Below are 14,618 nucleotides of genomic sequence, written 5' to 3'. Positions count from 1 at the left end.
CTCGGTGTGCACGTGCAGGTGGACGAACGACTCAGCTCCAGCAGTCACCGACAGAACTTATACCTGTCGGCCGGGCTACGCCAAAGATGATCAACGAAGCGGCGTGTTCGTGTGGATGCGTTGTGCCCCAACGGTTTCATGCGACTACTCCAGCAACCTCGTGACCGCTGGTCCGAGCGGGTCTCCGACCAGCGCGAGCGAGTTCTCCGCCCGCGCGGCCAGGTCGAGCGGGTCGACCCCCTTGCTCAACCGCCCGTGCACCACGCGGTCGAGTCCGGCACCGAGCAGCGGCGCGGCCGTGCGCAGTGCCGAGTGCGATGGCGGCGGTGCTGCCCCCGTGCATGACGATGTTGCGCTGTCGGTAGAGCCGCCGGAACACGCCCTGGTAGACCTGCCGCACGTCCGACAGTTGGGCGTACGGTGCCAGCAGCACCGCCTTCAGGCGCTCCGCGGCGGCGATGTCGCTGTACGAGGACGGCGCGAGCGGTGTGCCCGCCGCCAACTCCTCCGCGATCACCTCACTGCGATCGAGGTTGTGCCGACATTGCGCCAGTCGTTTCGAGGTCGGATCTGACGGCTGCGGTTTGTGCTTGTGCGACAAGGCAGTCAGCTCCGCGCGTGGCCACGAGCACGCGACGATCCCGGCGAGTCGGTCTGCGGATACGGCACGCCCTTCCTCGACATCCGCCTTGTCGCCGGGCTGGAACAGCAGCGATTCGATCGCTGCCCAGGCGCCCGCGACCGCCGAAGCCGCCACTCCGGCATTCAGCTGCGCCGCGAGCTCCAGCGCTTCGTCGAGCCGATCGCTGCGGTTGACGGCGTACATGGTCCTTTCCGTTTCCAGCGAGAGGATGTTGACGCCGCGTTCGGGCGGGAGCAGTGGCAGCGGAGTCGAGTGGCCCGCCACCCACGCTTTGCCCACGGGTTCCAAGCGCCTCCTGAAGCTTCGCGAGTACGAACGACGTGCTTCCAGGCGGCGCACGGTGTTCCCTGCCTCTCGTGCCGCTGCCACGACGTCCTTCGCGGTGAACACATAAAGGAAGGCGCCGTTGTGTCGAGGCGGATGGTCGAACTTGTGCTCAGCGAACCACTCGGCCACGCGCCCTGGCGGGCGCCATTCCGGCAGGTGCTCGGCGAGCGATTGCCGGTCAGGTACTGAGATGAAGGGCACCAGCACCTCGAAGTCACGATCTTCCTGTTCCGCCAATCGGCACGCGTCGCGCAGCAGATCGGCCAGGGTGATGTCGCGATTCGCGCCCAGTGCCCGTACCCAGCGGTGCAGGTAGCCCGAGCTGTGTCCGCAGTCCAGGAGATGCGTGGCCACCGCGCGGGCCAATCGCTCAGGGGACGGTGTCTTTGCGGAGTCCGCAGCGCTCGCCCAACGTTCGAGGTATCCGTTGGTGACCAAGGGCATCAGTTGCACCAGACGGCGCCGCTCGCGGCTGTCTGGAGCGAGTCCTGAGCGCAGGAGCGTGGTGAGCTCCTGCCGCAGGCGTGAGTCGCCGAGCCCCAGGTCCGGACCGAGTTGCCGTTCCAGCGCGCGCAGGTACCACGAGACGGCGCCCGGGGAGAGGACGCGCGAGCGGACCCAGTCACCTGCCTCCGCTGCTTCGCGCAGCGCCAACGCGCTGCTGACATCCCACAGCCGCCGAGGCCAAGGGGTGGTGTCAGCGAAGTAGTCCAGAAGTCGGGCTGTCACGTGGCGTGCGTATGGATCAGCGGATAGCGATCCTGTTGATGGAGGTGATGCGGCGGTCATGAGGTGCTATGCTTCCAGTAGCGTTCAACGCCAAACACCTAAAGCCGGGGAGCCGCCATCTGGCCGCTCTCCGGTTTTCTTTTGTGTTGATGCCCGCTGAGCTGCGGCTTTGTCGCTTTATGTGCCGGTTTGGAAAGTGTTATCAGTGATCCGGGTTCGTCTTTCTCGCGAAGTTCCGGGTGAGGTGCACGCTATTGGGCTACAGATTGCCAGGGGCGCAAATGGCGAATGTGACTATCTTGCCCGAGTGATTGATCCGAATGCTGCCCAACGGCCGACCAGGGTGGGCGTCTACGTCGACGCGTTCAACGTCTACTACGGCGCGCGTGCCCACTGCGGGAAGGGCACGGCCGGGTGGCGCTGGTTGGACATCGGCAGCCTGGCGAAGAGCCTCATCAACCCCCGGCTCTGGCCCAACCCCGTCCTCGACCGCATCGTCTACTGCACCGCGCTGCGCGACCGGGAGAACGACCCGAGTTCGCTCGCCGACCAGGAGGCCTACATCGGGGCGCTGAAGCACCATTGCGGCAACGTCCTCGTCGCCTACGGCAAGTACATGCCCCGCACCAGCACAGGCCTGCTCGTCGACAGAAGCGGCGGGCGTCCGCGTCAGCTGATCTCCCCAGGTGGTGATCAGCTGCCGGACTGGCTCACTGTGCGGGAGGTCCCCGGCCCCCAGGGGCAGCCAGGGCTACTGGCGTCGGTCGCCACCTTCGAGGAGAAGGGGTCTGACGTGAATGTCGTCAGCCACCTGTTGATCGATGTGCTGACTCATCAGGTTGACGCGGTCATGCTGTTCTCCAACGACAGTGATCTGAGCCTTCCTGTGCAGATGGCTCGGACGTTGGTTCCGGTCGCCACGGTCAACCCGCATGCGATGCCCACGGCGGGAGACCTTCGCGGTGGTGCTGCCGACGGAGTGGGTGGGCACTGGTGGCGGCGGCTCCGCGCCGACGATTACCGCGCACATCAGATGCCCGCCCAAGTCGGTCCACACACGAGGCCATCTGGGTGGTGAGACGAGATTGATGATCGTGTTGGTCAGTGCTATGGTTTAGCTACCGAACCCGGTTCTTGCGGTAACGCAGGGCCGGGTCTTTTTTTGTTCGCGACCTCACGTCGCAGGTGTTGAGCTGTGCGTTGGGGCCTCGCCTAGGCTTCTCGGCGTGAGCTCGAAGCCCCGCATCCCGAACGTGCTGGCCAACCGCTACGCCTCTGCGGCGCTGGCCCGGATCTGGTCCCCGGAACACAAGGTGGTGCTGGAGCGCAGGCTCTGGCTGGCCGTGCTGCGCGCGCAGGCGGACCTCGGCGTGGACGTGCCGTCGAGCGCGGTCGCGGACTACGAGCGGGTGGTGGAGCAGGTCGACCTGGCCTCGATCGCCGAGCGCGAGCGGGTCACCAGGCACGACGTGAAGGCCAGGATCGAGGAGTTCAACGCCCTGGCCGGGCACGAGCACGTGCACAAGGGCATGACCTCCCGCGACCTCACCGAGAACGTCGAGCAGCTCCAGGTGCGGCTGAGCCTGGAGCACGCCAGGGACCGCGCGGTGGCGCTGCTGGAGCGGCTGGCGAAGCTCGCGGCGGAGAACTCGGAGCTGGTCATCGCGGGGCGCTCGCACAACGTGGCGGCGCAGGCGACGACGCTGGGCAAGCGGTTCGCGACGGCGGCGGACGAGGTGCTGGTGGCGTTCGGGCGGGTGGAGAACCTGTTGGAGCGCTACCCGCTGCGCGGCGTGAAGGGGCCGGTCGGCACGGCGCAGGACATGCTGGACCTGCTGGGCGGTGACGCGCAGAAGCTGCTGGAGCTGGAACGCCGGGTCGCCGAGCACCTGGGCTTCGACGCGGTGTTCACCAGCGTTGGGCAGGTCTACCCGCGCTCGCTGGACTTCGAGGTGGTGACGGCGCTGGTGCAGCTCGCGGCGGGGCCGTCCTCGCTGGCGAAGACGATCAGGTTGATGGCGGGCCACGAGCTGGTGACCGAGGGCTTCCAGCCGGGCCAGGTCGGGTCGAGCGCCATGCCGCACAAGATGAACACCCGCTCCTGCGAGCGCGTGAACGGGCTCGCGGTGATCCTGCGCGGGTACGCCTCGATGGTCGGCGAGCTGGCGGGCGACCAGTGGAACGAGGGCGACGTGTCGTGCTCGGTGGTGCGCAGGGTCGCGCTGCCGGACGCGTTCTTCGCCTTCGACGGCCTGGTGGAGACCTTCCTGACGGTGCTGGACGAGTTCGGCGCGTTCCCGGCGGTGATCTCCCGCGAGCTGGACCGCTACCTGCCGTTCCTGGCAACCACGAAGATGCTGATGGCGGCGGTGCGCGCCGGGGTCGGCAGGGAGACCGGGCACGAGCTGATCAAGGAGCACGCGGTGGCCTCCGCGCTGGCCATGCGCGAGCAGGGGACCGAGCGCAACGAGCTGCTCGACCGGCTCGGGGCCGATGAGCGGTTCCCGCTGGGCCGCGCGGAGCTCGACCGGTTGCTGGCGGACCGGCTGCCCTTCACCGGGGCCGCGTCGGCTCAGGTCGGCGCCGTCGTGGAGCGGGTCCAGGAGGTCATGGACCGGCACCCCAAGGCCGTCGGGTACGCGCCGGAACCGATTCTGTAGCGCCAGGACTCAATCGCTGGGCCGAACGGCCGTCAACCGTGCGTACACCGAATGATCGAGCAGCACTGGTTCGCGTACGTGAACCTTATTCGGTTAAATCAGGACCCTGGATGCAGTGGGGTACCGCGCGGTGGAGCGACCCGACAATGTGTGCGGAGGTCAAGTTCCGCTCAAGCATCGTGGTGTCGAGGGGGTCGTCCGCGTGGTCGCTCGCTTGGAAGGCAAAGCGCGCAACCGCGCCGCCCTGCTCGACGCCGCGCGGGACGTGATCGTCGAGGAGGGCCACCGCGGCGCCTCGCTCGGCATGATCGCCGGGCGGGCCGGGCTGACCACGGGCGCCATCTACTCGATCTTCGGCAGCAAGCGCGACCTGCTGGTCGCCGTGGTGGAGGACATCCACTGGCGGGTGATCGCCGAACTGCGCCAGTTGGGTGACCCCAGGCTCGGTCTGGAACAGGTCATCGGCGTCTACGTGCACGGGCGGCTGCGCGCGGCCGGGACCAAGGAGGCCGCGCAGCTGCTGGCCTTCGAGATGGAGCTGGCCGGGCAGGCGCAGAGCGATCCGGTGGTCAGCACCCGCCTGCGCGAGATCGCCCAGCGCTCGGACCAGCAGTTCGCCGAGGCACTCGTGGGCAGGGCGGACAAGAACGGCGCGGTGATCGGGCCGGAGCGGGCGCGTCAGCTCGCGCTCGGCATCGGCGCGCTGGTGCAGGGCTTCGAACAGCGGAGGCTGCGCGGGGAGGACGTGCCGGACCAGCTGGTCGTGGACCTCTCGGTCGCGCTGGCCCGGCAGTGATCCCTCAGGCGCCGCGTCGTTCCAGCAGTGAGCCGGTGTCCAGCGCCTCGGTGTAGACGACCGGCTCGCCGGACAGCGCGCTGCGCTGACCGCCCGCGTACTCCGCCTGGACCCGCAGGTCGTAGGCGGTGTTGGGGGCGGCCCGGTCGGGGCTGAACTTCTTGCCGACCAGGATCTCGACGAACTGCTCGTCGGTGGCCTTGACGGTGCGGAAGGTCGTCGTCGGCTGCCCGGTCTTCACGACCAGCACGTGGTAGCTGACCGCGCTCTCGACCGGGGACCAACCGATCTTGTCGCTGCCGGGCAGGTGGTAGTAGTCGAAGACGGTGAACGGCGAGACCGGGGGCGGGGTCGCCGCCAGCGCGGTGGGGCCGGTCGCGATCAGGGTGAAGCCGCAGAGCAGGACGGCGAGGCTGCGGAACAGCCGACCTGATGACATGGGGCACTCCCTCGGAGATCAGATTGGTGATAGCGACGTTACTGGCGCAGGCGGAAACCTCGGCCGTCGATGCGGGGCTTCGATCGGTGGAAGTTCTGCCTTGCGCGTCGTCACCCTCTGTGGGAGCTACTTCACGATGTACACCAAGCGCTGCTTGTCGCTGTAGTCCTTGAAAGCAGCCGCCCGCGCCGAGGTCGTGCAGTGCGCGACCAGCTTGTTCCGCGCGATCTGCGCGCCCCAGACCCTGGCGACGGCGTTGTTGTGGAAGTCCATCTCGTGGCTGGCCGGGGGCGCGGGGTTCTCCTCGTGCGCGTCACCCCACCGTTTGGCGTAGGCGCTGCCGTGGTCGGCGCTGAGCAGGGACTGCCACATGCAGTGCCGCGCGGCGTCGCGCTGGGTGCCGTCGTAGGACTGCGAGGGGAACGCGGAGGTGGACTGGTCCGTGGCCACCTTGGCGACGGCGAGCGCGGCGAGGCACCGGATCGGGTTCTCCGCGCAGATCTTGCGCTCGCTCTCGTTGAGCTCGGCCATCGCCTGGGGGCTCGCGGTGGCTGGGGTTGTGAAGCCGAACACTGCGACTGCGGTCAACGCGAGGGCTGAGAGGGGTCGGCGCACGGCGATTTTCCTCCTCTGACGGGGGATTCGTGCTCAAGTCTGTTGCAGGGGAGGGTGATCCCCAAGCCTTTCGGGATCGGGTGAAGGTGTTCGCCGTCTAGGGTTGCCCCGTGCCAACGCTTGCCGAGTACCCGCAGATCGCCGCAGGTAAGGTCCGCCAGCTCCACGCCGTGGACGACGAGCACCTCCTGCTGGTCGCCTCGGACCGCATCTCCGCGTACGACCACGTGCTGGAGTCCGCCATCCCGGACAAGGGGCGCGTGCTCACGGCGATGAGCGTGTTCTGGTTCGAGCTGCTTGCCGACCTGGTGCCGAACCACCTGGTCGCGCACGACGACCCGCGCATTCCCGACGAGGTCCGCGGCCGCGCGCTGCTGGTGCGGCGCTTGACGATGGAGCCGGTGGAGTGCGTGGCGCGCGGCTACCTGACCGGCTCTGGCCTCGCCGACTACAAGCGCACGGGCGCGGTGTGCGGCGTGGAGCTGCCCGCCGGACTGGTGGAGTCCTCGCGGCTGGCTGAGCCGATCTTCACCCCGGCGACCAAGGCCGAGATCGGCGCGCACGACGAGAACGTCTCCTTCGAGGCCGTGGTGAAGGAGGTCGGGCAGGAGAAGGCCGAGCGGCTGCGCGAGCTGACGCTGAAGGTCTACGCGCGCGCGGCCGAGCACGCGCTGGAGCGCGGCGTGATCCTGGCCGACACCAAGTTCGAGTTCGGCACGGACGCCAGTGGCGCGCTGGTGCTCGGCGACGAGGTGCTGACGCCGGACTCCTCGCGGTTCTGGGGCGCCGAGGGCTACGAGCCCGGCCGGGCACAGCTGTCCTTCGACAAGCAGTTCGTGCGCGACTGGCTGACCTCGCCCGCCTCCGGGTGGGACCGCGCGAGCGACACCCCGCCGCCCGCTCTGCCCGCCGAGATCGTCGAGGCCTCCCGCGAGCGCTACCTGCGGGCCTACGAGATGATCACCGGCCGCTCGATGGCGGACTGGCCCTCACCCGCCTGAGAGTTCGCCGCACCGGGCTTCGGCGGTCACCAGGGGTAAAGCCGCTGGTCATCTCGGTCGTGCTCACTGGTGGCGTGGCTACCAGGCTCCTGGTCTCGCTCTCCGGCGTCGACCGCGGCTCGATCGAGCACTGCGCGTCCGTCGCCGACGAGCTGGACCGGCTCCGCGTCCCGTTGTCCCTGCTGGTGAACCCACTCCCTGAACCGTCCACAGTGGACTGGATCAGCTTTCGCCGGAGCACTGGGGACGCCTTGGTGCTCAACGGTTTCGGGCGCGGACCCGTGTTCGTGCCGCAGCAACGCAGAGCCAGGCGCAAGCCTTCGCTGCCCGCGCACGAGGCCGGGCTGCGGCTGATCGCGTCGACGGCGTCCTTCGAGGCGCGCGGCTTGGTGACTGACTGCTTCGCGCTGCTGGACGAGACGGTGTCGCTGGGCACGATGACAGCGTTGCGGCGCAACGGTTTCACGGTCTGCGCCGACGCCAACGGCGTGCACGACCTCAAGGTCGGGACGCACTGGCGCGGGCGCGTGCGGCGCGTCGGACAGCGTGCGGAGTTCGCGGTGATCCCGCGCCGCGCCGAGCTGGTGCGGATCACCGTCGACGCGGCCGACCTCGCCCGCCACCCGTACCGGTGGGCGTTGTTCGACGCCGTGGAGGACGCGCTGCGCGACGGCGCGATCCCGGGGACCTACGCGGAGGTCAGAGCTCCGCTGCTTCGGCGTGCTTCAGCGCACGGACCTCGGTTTTCTCCGCGCTGAGCCGGTCGAACCAGCCGTGGTACAGCTCCGGCCGGGCCAGCAGCGCCTCGTGGATCGGCACCGCGACCCGGGGACCGACCGCGTTCATGAAGTCGACGGCCTCGGCGAGCTTCAGCCAGGGCGCCTCGGTCGGCAGACCGAGCACGTCGATGTCGTGGTCAGGCACGAACAACGCGTCGCCGGGGTGGTAGAACGCGCCGTCGCCGAACACGTAGCCGATGTTCGGAATGCCTGGCAGGGAACCGTAGATCGTGGCGTGGTCACCGCCGACCGCGTCGACCCGGACGTCGCCGATGCTCAGCGTCCCGCCGGGTTCGACGACCTTCAGCGGCGCGCCGAGATCGGTGACCGAAGCGGCGGAACCCTTGTCCAGCACCAGTTCCGCGCGCGGGTTGGCCTTGAGCAGCTTCGGTAGCCGCTCCAGGTCCAGGTGGTCGAAGTGCTGGTGGGTCACCAGGACCGCGTCCAGCTCGGTCAGCTCCTCGAAGCCTGACGAGAAGGTGCCGGGGTCCAGCAGCAGCCGTGCCGACCCGGTCTCCAGCAGCACGCACGAGTGGCCGTGGTGGGTGATCCGCATGCCCGGATTCTAAGAGCGCGGCGGGCCGGCTGAGCGGCCCGCCGCACGTGGTCAGGACAGGAGCAGCAGCTCGGCCTCTTCCTCGTGGGTGAGCCCGGAACGGCGCTCGCGCTCCAGGCCGAGGCTCAGCTCGTTCTCCAGCGCGGCCCTGGTCGCATCGCCCAGCGAGCGGTGGCGGAGCCCGGCGTCGGCCGCGGGCTTCGGGTCGTGGGCGAGCATGCCGTGGTTGCCGGGCACCCACAGCGGCAGCGACCGCGCTCCCGCCCAGGGGTTCACCCCGGCCTCGGCCAGCTTCGACTCGGCGAGCGGGACCAGCTCGATGTCCTGCCCCGCGACCTCGGCGATCTCGGCGATCATCTCCGGCAACGGCGTGATCGGGCCGATCGCGTCGAAGACGCCGCCCAGCCGCTGCTCCGAGGCGTCGACCAGCCAGTTCGCCAGGTCAAGGACGTCGACGTACTGCGCGGGCTGCTCGGGGGAGTCCGGGACCACGGCCCGTCCGCCCTGGTAGAAGCGCGCGGGCCAGTAGCCGAAGCGGTCCGACCAGTCCTCCTGCCCGGTGATCAGGCCGGGGCGCGGGATGAACGCGCGCTCGCCGAGCACGTCGAGCACCCGGTTCTCGCTGGCGACCTTGATCCGCCCGTACGCCGCCGGGTTGTCCGCCGGGGTCCGCGCCTCGGTCGTCTCCAGCAGCGGTTCGAGGGTCTTGGCGGAGGTGTCTTGGCCGAGGGGGCCGTGGTCGGCGTAGACGCTGATCGAGGAGACGAAGGTCCAGTGGCCCGCGTTCGCGGCCAGCGCTTCCAGGGCCTCGTCGACCCAGGTCAGCGACATCGTGGCGACGTCGATCACGGAGTCGAAGCGCTCGCCGGCCAACGGCGCGAAGCCCTCTGGGTCGTTGCGGTCGACGCGTATCAGCTTGGCGCCCGCCGGGACCTCGCCCGAGGCGCCGCGCGCCGCGCAGAGGACGTCGTGGCCGCGCCGCACCAGCTCGGTCGCGACGGCCTTGGACAGGAACTTCGTTCCACCTAGTACGAGTACCCGCATGCGTCCAGCCTGGCTCGCGGAAGGGGGGCGGGCCATCCCTCTCGCGGAGGGCGAACGGACGGCGAACAGGTGAAATTGATCTGCGGCGCAGCTCACGCCCGTCAGCACCAACTCTGGAGAAGGTTCGAACCCGCTGGTCAGGTAGTCTGCGGCTGCCCGCCGAGCCGCAAAACCCGGGAGTGCGACCAGTGGCCCGTGTCGTCGTTGACGTCATGCCCAAGCAGGAAATCCTCGACCCTCAAGGACAGGCGGTGGCCAACGCGCTGCCGCGCCTCGGCTTCGACGGGGTCAGCTCCGTCCGCCAGGGCAAGCGATTCGAGCTGGAGGTCGACGACTCCGTCGACGACGCCGCGCTCGCCAGGATCGCCGAGACCTTGCTGACCAACACGGTGATCGAGGACTTCACCGTCCGCAGGGTCGAATCATGAGCCCACGGATCGGGGTGATCACCTTCCCCGGCACCCTCGACGACGTCGACGCGGCCCGCGCCGCCCGCTACGCCGAGGCCGAGGCGGTGCCGCTCTGGCACGCCGACCACGACCTGCGCGGGGTGGACGCCGTCATCGTCCCCGGCGGGTTCTCCTACGGCGACTACCTCCGCTGCGGGGCCATCGCCAAGTTCGCCCCGGTGATGACCGAGGTGATCGACGCCGCCAAGAAGGGCATGCCGGTTCTGGGGATCTGCAACGGTTTCCAGATCCTCTGCGAGGCGGGGTTGCTGCCGGGGGCGCTGCTGCGCAACGCCGGTCTGCACTTCGTCTGCCGCGACCAGTGGCTGAAGGTGGAGAACGCGGGGACCGCGTGGACCACCCGCTACGAGCCGGACGCGGAGATCCTGGTGCCGCTCAAGTCCGGTGAGGGCCGCTACGTGGCCGATCAGTCCACTGTGGACGAACTTGAGGCAGAGGGCCGCGTGGTCTTCCGCTACGTCGGGGGCAACCCCAACGGTTCGCGCAACGACATCGCGGGCGTCACCGACGCCCGCGGGCGCGTGGTGGGGCTCATGCCGCACCCCGAGCACGCCATCGACGCGCTGACCGGGCCGACCGACGACGGCCTCGGCATGTTCCTGTCCGTTCTCGACGCGGTGGTGAAGGCGTGACGACAACCGAACACCTCGCCGACACCGTCGAGAACGCGGCGGCGAACCCCGACACCCCCCAGCCGTTCCGCGAGCTGGGCCTGAAGGACGACGAGTACGCCAGGATCCGCGAGATCCTCGGCCGCCGCCCCACCGACGCCGAACTGGCGATGTACTCGGTGATGTGGAGCGAGCACTGCTCGTACAAGTCCTCCAAGGTGCACCTGAAGTACTTCGGTGAGACCACCACCGACGAGATGCGCGAGCACATGCTCGCGGGCATCGGCGAGAACGCCGGCGTCGTCGACATCGGCGACGGCTGGGCGGTCACGTTCAAGGTGGAGAGCCACAACCACCCGTCCTACGTGGAGCCCTACCAGGGCGCCGCGACGGGCGTCGGCGGCATCGTGCGCGACATCCTCGCGATGGGCGCGCGCCCGCTGGCCGTGATGGACCCGCTGCGCTTCGGCCCCGCCGACGCCCCGGACACCCGCAGGGTGCTGCCGGGCATCGTCGCGGGCGTCGGCGGTTACGGGAACTGCCTCGGCCTGCCGAACATCGGCGGCGAGGTGGTCTTCGACGCGACCTACGCGGGCAACCCGCTGGTCAACGCGCTGTGCGTCGGTGCGATGCGCGTGGAGGACCTGCACCTCGCGCACGCCTCCGGCACCGGCAACAAGATCATCCTGTTCGGTGCGCGCACCGGGCTGGACGGGATCGGCGGCGTGTCCGTGCTCGCGTCGGAGACCTTCTCCGGGGACGAGAGCACGGGCAAGCGCAAGAAGCTGCCCAGCGTCCAGGTCGGCGACCCGTTCACCGAGAAGGTGCTCATCGAGTGCTGTCTGGAGCTGTTCCAGTCGGGCATCGTGGTGGGCATCCAGGACCTCGGCGGCGCCGGGTTGTCCTGTGCAACCGCGGAACTGGCCTCGGCGGGCGACGGCGGCATGCACGTCGACCTCGACCTGGTCCCGCTGCGCGCCGAGGGCATGACCCCGGCCGAGGTCCTCTCCAGCGAGTCGCAGGAGCGGATGTGCGCGGTCGTCGAACCGTCCAATGTGGACGCCTTCATGAAGGTCTGCGCGAAGTGGGACGTGATCGCCACCGTCATCGGTGAGGTCACCGACGGCGACCGCCTGGTGATCGACTGGCACGGGCAGACCGTCGTCGACGTGCCGCCGCGCACCGTCGCGCACGAGGGCCCGGTGTACGACCGGCCGATCGAGCGCCCCGCCGACCAGGACGCGCTGATCGCCAACGCGCCGGACGCGCTGGCTCGACCGTCCACACCGGAGGAACTGCGCGAGACGATCCTGAAGATGATCGCCTCGCCGAACCTGTGCTCGCGCGGCTGGGTCACCGAGCAGTACGACCGCTACGTGCGTGGCAACACGGTTCTGGCGCAGCCCAACGACACCGGCGTGCTGCGCATCGACGAGGAGACCGGTCGCGGCATCGCGCTGGCGACCGACTGCAACGGCCGCTACTGCAAGCTCGACCCGTACGTGGGCGCGAAGCTCGCGCTGGCCGAGGCCTACCGCAACGTGGCCGTCTCCGGCGCCGCCCCGCTCGCGGTCACCAACTGCCTGAACTTCGGCTCGCCCGAGGACCCGGCGGTCATGTGGCAGTTCGAGCAGGCCGTTCGCGGCTTGGCCGACGGTTGCGTCGAGCTGGGCCTTCCGGTCACCGGCGGCAACGTCAGCTTCTACAACCAGACCGGCAGCACGGCGATCCTGCCGACTCCGGTCGTCGGTGTGCTCGGCGTCCTCGACGACGTCCGCAGGCGGCTGCCCTCGGGCATCGGCAACGAGGCGGGGGAGACCCTGCTGCTGCTCGGCGAGACCCGCGACGAGTTCGGCGGCAGCGAGTGGGCGCACGTGGTGCACGGCCACCTCGGCGGTCAGCCGCCCAAGGTGGACCTGGCCCGCGAGAAGCTGCTCGGCGAGATCCTGGCGGCCGGTTCCCGCGACGGCATGCTCTCCGCCGCGCACGACCTCTCCGAGGGCGGCCTCGCGCAGGCCCTCGTGGAGTCGTGCCTGCACGGGGAGACCGGCGCTCGCGTCGTCCTGCCCGAGGGCTCTGACCCGTTCGTGGCGCTGTTCTCCGAGTCGGCCGGCCGGGTGCTCGTCGCGGTGCCGCGCAGCGAGGAACTGCGCTTCACCGACATGTGCACCGTTCGCGGCCTGCCGTGGACGAAGATCGGCGTGGTCGACCCCGACGCCGCGGCCCTGGACATCCAGGACGTGGCCACGCTCGGCCTCGACGAACTGCGCACCGCTTGGGAGAGCACGCTTCCCGCGCTGTTCGACTAGCACTCGCACCACCCCACGACGGGGCCGCCTCCACCACCGGAGGCGGCCCCGACGTCGTGGTGGGATGGGGAGTGTGGCGAGGGTTCTGGGGTTGATGTGCAGCGCGACGTTCAGCGTGCTGGAGGTTCGGCAGCGCGTGGTGGTGCCCGCGGTCGCGGCGGGGTGGCGGGTGGCGATCACGTTGACGCCCAACGCTTTCACCTGGTTCGAGGCCGCGGGGGAGGTTGAGGTGCTGCGCGAGCTGACGGGGCTTCCCGTGCGGGGTGCGTCGCGGTTGCCGACGGAACCGCGCCCGCACCCCGTCGTGGACTGCTACCTCTGGGCTCCGGCGTCCGCGAACAGCGTCGCCAAGCTCGCGTTGGGGCTGGGCGACAACCAGGCGCTGACCACGGTGACGGAAGCGATCGGGTCGGACACCCCCGTTGTCGTGCTCCCGCAGGTCAGCGAGGCCAGCGCGCGGCATCCGGCGTGGGAGGGGCACCTCGCGACCCTGCGCGCGGGCGGCGTGGAGCTGCTGCACGGCGTCGGCACGGATCTGCCGTGGGAGTCGGCGTTGGCGGGCGTCGAGCGCGTCACGAGGTGACGAGCTCGCCGTCCTCGATCCGCCAGTTCTCGGGCAGTTGTTGACGGTCGAGCTTGCCGAAGCTGAGTCCTTCGTGCTGGATCTGCGGCGCGGTGACGCGGAGGTCTGCCCAACGCTCGACCAGCGCGTGCCGGATGTTCAGTTCTCGTTCGCATTTTGCGTCCAGCAAAGAGATTCCGGCGCGGAACTTCGCGTGGTGCAGTTCGGCCCTTCCCTTGAACACCGCACTCGTGAGCAGGACCTCGCCGGTGAATTCGGCGCCGTTCCACCGCGTGATGCCGTAAAAGGTCGTGTAGCGCGCGATCAGCTTGCCCACACGGCGATTGCTCAGCTCCAGGTACTCGATGTGAGCACCTGTCAGATCCAGGTCGTAGGTCGTGCCCTCGGTGTCCCGAGCCGGGAGCAGGTCGTGGATCAGCCGCTGCGCGGTCTCGCGGACCTGGCGTTCGCGGTCCGCCTCCGCGTCCTGCTCGACGTGGCGGTGCGGGTCGTCGGCCCGCCATTCGAACGAGACGTGGGTGAAGGGACGGCGGAGGTACGAGCACAGGATGTCGAGCACGGTCTGCGTGTAATCGGCCCTGGTCTTTGCCAGGCCCGCAAGCGCGTGAAGTGCGCCGACGCGCACTTGGTCGGCCTCGTTGCCGAGCATCTCCACCGATCTGGCGAAGCGTTCGTCGGACACCCGCTCGCGGTCGTGCTCGTTGCGGTCCTCCTCCGCGCGGCGCTTCCGGTCGTTGAGCCAGAGCGCGTAGAGGGCCACCACCGCGCCCCCCGCCAAGCCCCCCGTCTTGATCGCCTCGGTCAGCCCGGAACGCGGGTCCGCGATCAGCAACCAGCCTCCTACCAGGAACAACAGGCCGAGCGCCGCGAGCACGGCCCCGGTGAGCAGCAGTCCCTGGCGGTGTCGCAGCCAGCCGATGAGCACCACCGAGACCGCCGCCACCGAGATCACCGATCCGGCGATCAGAATCACCCATTTGTCCACCGGAAGATTGTCCAGATGACCGCTCGGCGGACAACAGGGCACGCTCACCTTTTGCATCGCCGCGATCCCGG

General features: G+C 69.4%; 15 protein-coding genes. 9 read left to right on the top strand and 6 right to left on the bottom strand.

From position 1 onward, the window contains the following. Positions 1-136: 136 nt before the first annotated feature. On the bottom strand, positions 137-1,624 hold the full coding sequence (locus tag CCN37_RS09295; RefSeq protein WP_143261522.1) for an integrase: 1,488 nt from the start codon (positions 1,622-1,624) through the stop codon (positions 137-139). 382 nt (positions 1,625-2,006) lie between these two features. Between CCN37_RS09295 and CCN37_RS09290 the strand changes: the two genes are divergently transcribed. The 3 genes from CCN37_RS09290 to CCN37_RS09280 all read left to right on the top strand — a co-directional run bounded on the left by CCN37_RS09290 (position 2,007) and on the right by CCN37_RS09280 (position 5,155). Continuing rightward, positions 2,007-2,777 carry an NYN domain-containing protein gene (locus tag CCN37_RS09290; RefSeq protein ID WP_246842911.1) on the top strand — a complete coding sequence of 257 codons (771 nt, stop codon included), beginning with the start codon at positions 2,007-2,009 and terminating at the stop codon, positions 2,775-2,777. A 148-nt stretch (positions 2,778-2,925) separates the two neighbouring features. Beyond that, on the top strand, positions 2,926-4,359 hold the full coding sequence (gene purB, locus CCN37_RS09285) for an adenylosuccinate lyase (protein WP_086820285.1): 1,434 nt from the start codon (positions 2,926-2,928) through the stop codon (positions 4,357-4,359). Between the two features lie 202 nt (positions 4,360-4,561). Beyond that, the gene (locus tag CCN37_RS09280; protein WP_086820284.1) at positions 4,562-5,155 is read left to right on the top strand and encodes a TetR/AcrR family transcriptional regulator; all 594 of its coding nucleotides are present in this window, start codon (positions 4,562-4,564) and stop codon (positions 5,153-5,155) included. 4 nt (positions 5,156-5,159) lie between these two features. Here the strand turns inward: CCN37_RS09280 and CCN37_RS09275 are convergent, their stop codons facing one another. Then, positions 5,160-5,594 (bottom strand): hypothetical protein, encoded by a 435-nt coding sequence (locus tag CCN37_RS09275; RefSeq protein ID WP_086820283.1) that lies wholly within the window; start codon positions 5,592-5,594, stop codon positions 5,160-5,162. Positions 5,595-5,720: 126 nt separating this feature from the next. Beyond that, positions 5,721-6,125, bottom strand: a complete 405-nt coding sequence (locus CCN37_RS09270) for a hypothetical protein (protein WP_143261521.1) — start codon at positions 6,123-6,125, stop codon at positions 5,721-5,723. Between the two features lie 194 nt (positions 6,126-6,319). Here CCN37_RS09270 and CCN37_RS09265 point away from each other — a divergent pair, with 194 nt between their 5' ends. Together CCN37_RS09265 and CCN37_RS09260 are read left to right on the top strand one after the other, a co-directional pair. Further along, positions 6,320-7,210, top strand: coding sequence for a phosphoribosylaminoimidazolesuccinocarboxamide synthase (locus tag CCN37_RS09265; protein WP_086820281.1), 891 nt, complete (start codon positions 6,320-6,322; stop codon positions 7,208-7,210). 74 nt (positions 7,211-7,284) lie between these two features. Next, positions 7,285-7,968 (top strand): hypothetical protein, encoded by a 684-nt coding sequence (locus tag CCN37_RS09260; protein WP_086820280.1) that lies wholly within the window; start codon positions 7,285-7,287, stop codon positions 7,966-7,968. Here the strand turns inward: CCN37_RS09260 and CCN37_RS09255 are convergent. Next, entirely contained in the window at positions 7,910-8,545 is a 636-nt protein-coding gene (locus CCN37_RS09255; protein ID WP_086820279.1) for an MBL fold metallo-hydrolase, read from the bottom strand. The two genes, CCN37_RS09260 and CCN37_RS09255, sit on opposite strands and share 59 nt — an antisense overlap. A gap of 51 nt (positions 8,546-8,596) precedes the next feature. Further along, on the bottom strand, positions 8,597-9,589 hold the full coding sequence (locus CCN37_RS09250; protein WP_086820278.1) for an NAD-dependent epimerase/dehydratase family protein: 993 nt from the start codon (positions 9,587-9,589) through the stop codon (positions 8,597-8,599). Positions 9,590-9,777: 188 nt separating this feature from the next. On the opposite strand from CCN37_RS09250, the gene purS reads away from it, so the two are divergent. The 4 genes from purS to CCN37_RS09230 all read left to right on the top strand — a co-directional run bounded on the left by purS (position 9,778) and on the right by CCN37_RS09230 (position 13,562). Next, a complete protein-coding gene (gene purS, locus CCN37_RS09245) occupies positions 9,778-10,017 on the top strand; it encodes a phosphoribosylformylglycinamidine synthase subunit PurS (protein WP_086820277.1) in 240 nt (79 codons plus the stop codon). Next, positions 10,014-10,691, top strand: a complete 678-nt coding sequence (purQ, locus tag CCN37_RS09240; protein WP_086820276.1) for a phosphoribosylformylglycinamidine synthase subunit PurQ — start codon at positions 10,014-10,016, stop codon at positions 10,689-10,691. Before purS ends, purQ begins: the two co-directional genes overlap by 4 nt. Next, the gene (gene purL, locus CCN37_RS09235; RefSeq protein WP_086820275.1) at positions 10,688-12,979 is read left to right on the top strand and encodes a phosphoribosylformylglycinamidine synthase subunit PurL; all 2,292 of its coding nucleotides are present in this window, start codon (positions 10,688-10,690) and stop codon (positions 12,977-12,979) included. Before purQ ends, purL begins: the two co-directional genes overlap by 4 nt. A 64-nt stretch (positions 12,980-13,043) precedes the next feature. After that, complete coding sequence (locus CCN37_RS09230; protein WP_086820274.1) at positions 13,044-13,562, top strand: flavoprotein; 519 nt, start codon at positions 13,044-13,046, stop codon at positions 13,560-13,562. On the opposite strand, the gene CCN37_RS09225 is transcribed toward CCN37_RS09230, so the two are convergent. Continuing rightward, on the bottom strand, positions 13,552-14,547 hold the full coding sequence (locus CCN37_RS09225) for a hypothetical protein (RefSeq protein ID WP_086820273.1): 996 nt from the start codon (positions 14,545-14,547) through the stop codon (positions 13,552-13,554). The two genes, CCN37_RS09230 and CCN37_RS09225, sit on opposite strands and share 11 nt — an antisense overlap. Positions 14,548-14,618: the final 71 nt, after the last annotated feature.

Origin of the sequence: Allokutzneria sp. NRRL B-24872, from assembly GCF_002155965.1 — a bacterium.
Classification (GTDB): Bacteria; Actinomycetota; Actinomycetes; order Mycobacteriales; family Pseudonocardiaceae; genus Allokutzneria.
Note: the sequence above shows the minus strand (reverse complement) of the source record. Positions and strands in the feature narration are given on the sequence as shown.

Bases quoted from the DNA above. Each gene is read 5' to 3' on its own strand.
- purQ (WP_086820276.1), top strand. From the start codon at position 10,014: ATGAGCCCACGGATCGGGGTGATCACCTTCCCCGGCACCCTCGACGAC.
- CCN37_RS09270 (WP_143261521.1), bottom strand. From the start codon at position 6,125: ATGGCCGAGCTCAACGAGAGCGAGCGCAAGATCTGCGCGGAGAACCCG.
- CCN37_RS09255 (WP_086820279.1), bottom strand. From the start codon at position 8,545: ATGCGGATCACCCACCACGGCCACTCGTGCGTGCTGCTGGAGACCGGG.
- CCN37_RS09275 (WP_086820283.1), bottom strand. From the start codon at position 5,594: ATGTCATCAGGTCGGCTGTTCCGCAGCCTCGCCGTCCTGCTCTGCGGC.
- CCN37_RS09230 (WP_086820274.1), top strand. From the start codon at position 13,044: ATGGGGAGTGTGGCGAGGGTTCTGGGGTTGATGTGCAGCGCGACGTTC.
- CCN37_RS09250 (WP_086820278.1), bottom strand. From the start codon at position 9,589: ATGCGGGTACTCGTACTAGGTGGAACGAAGTTCCTGTCCAAGGCCGTC.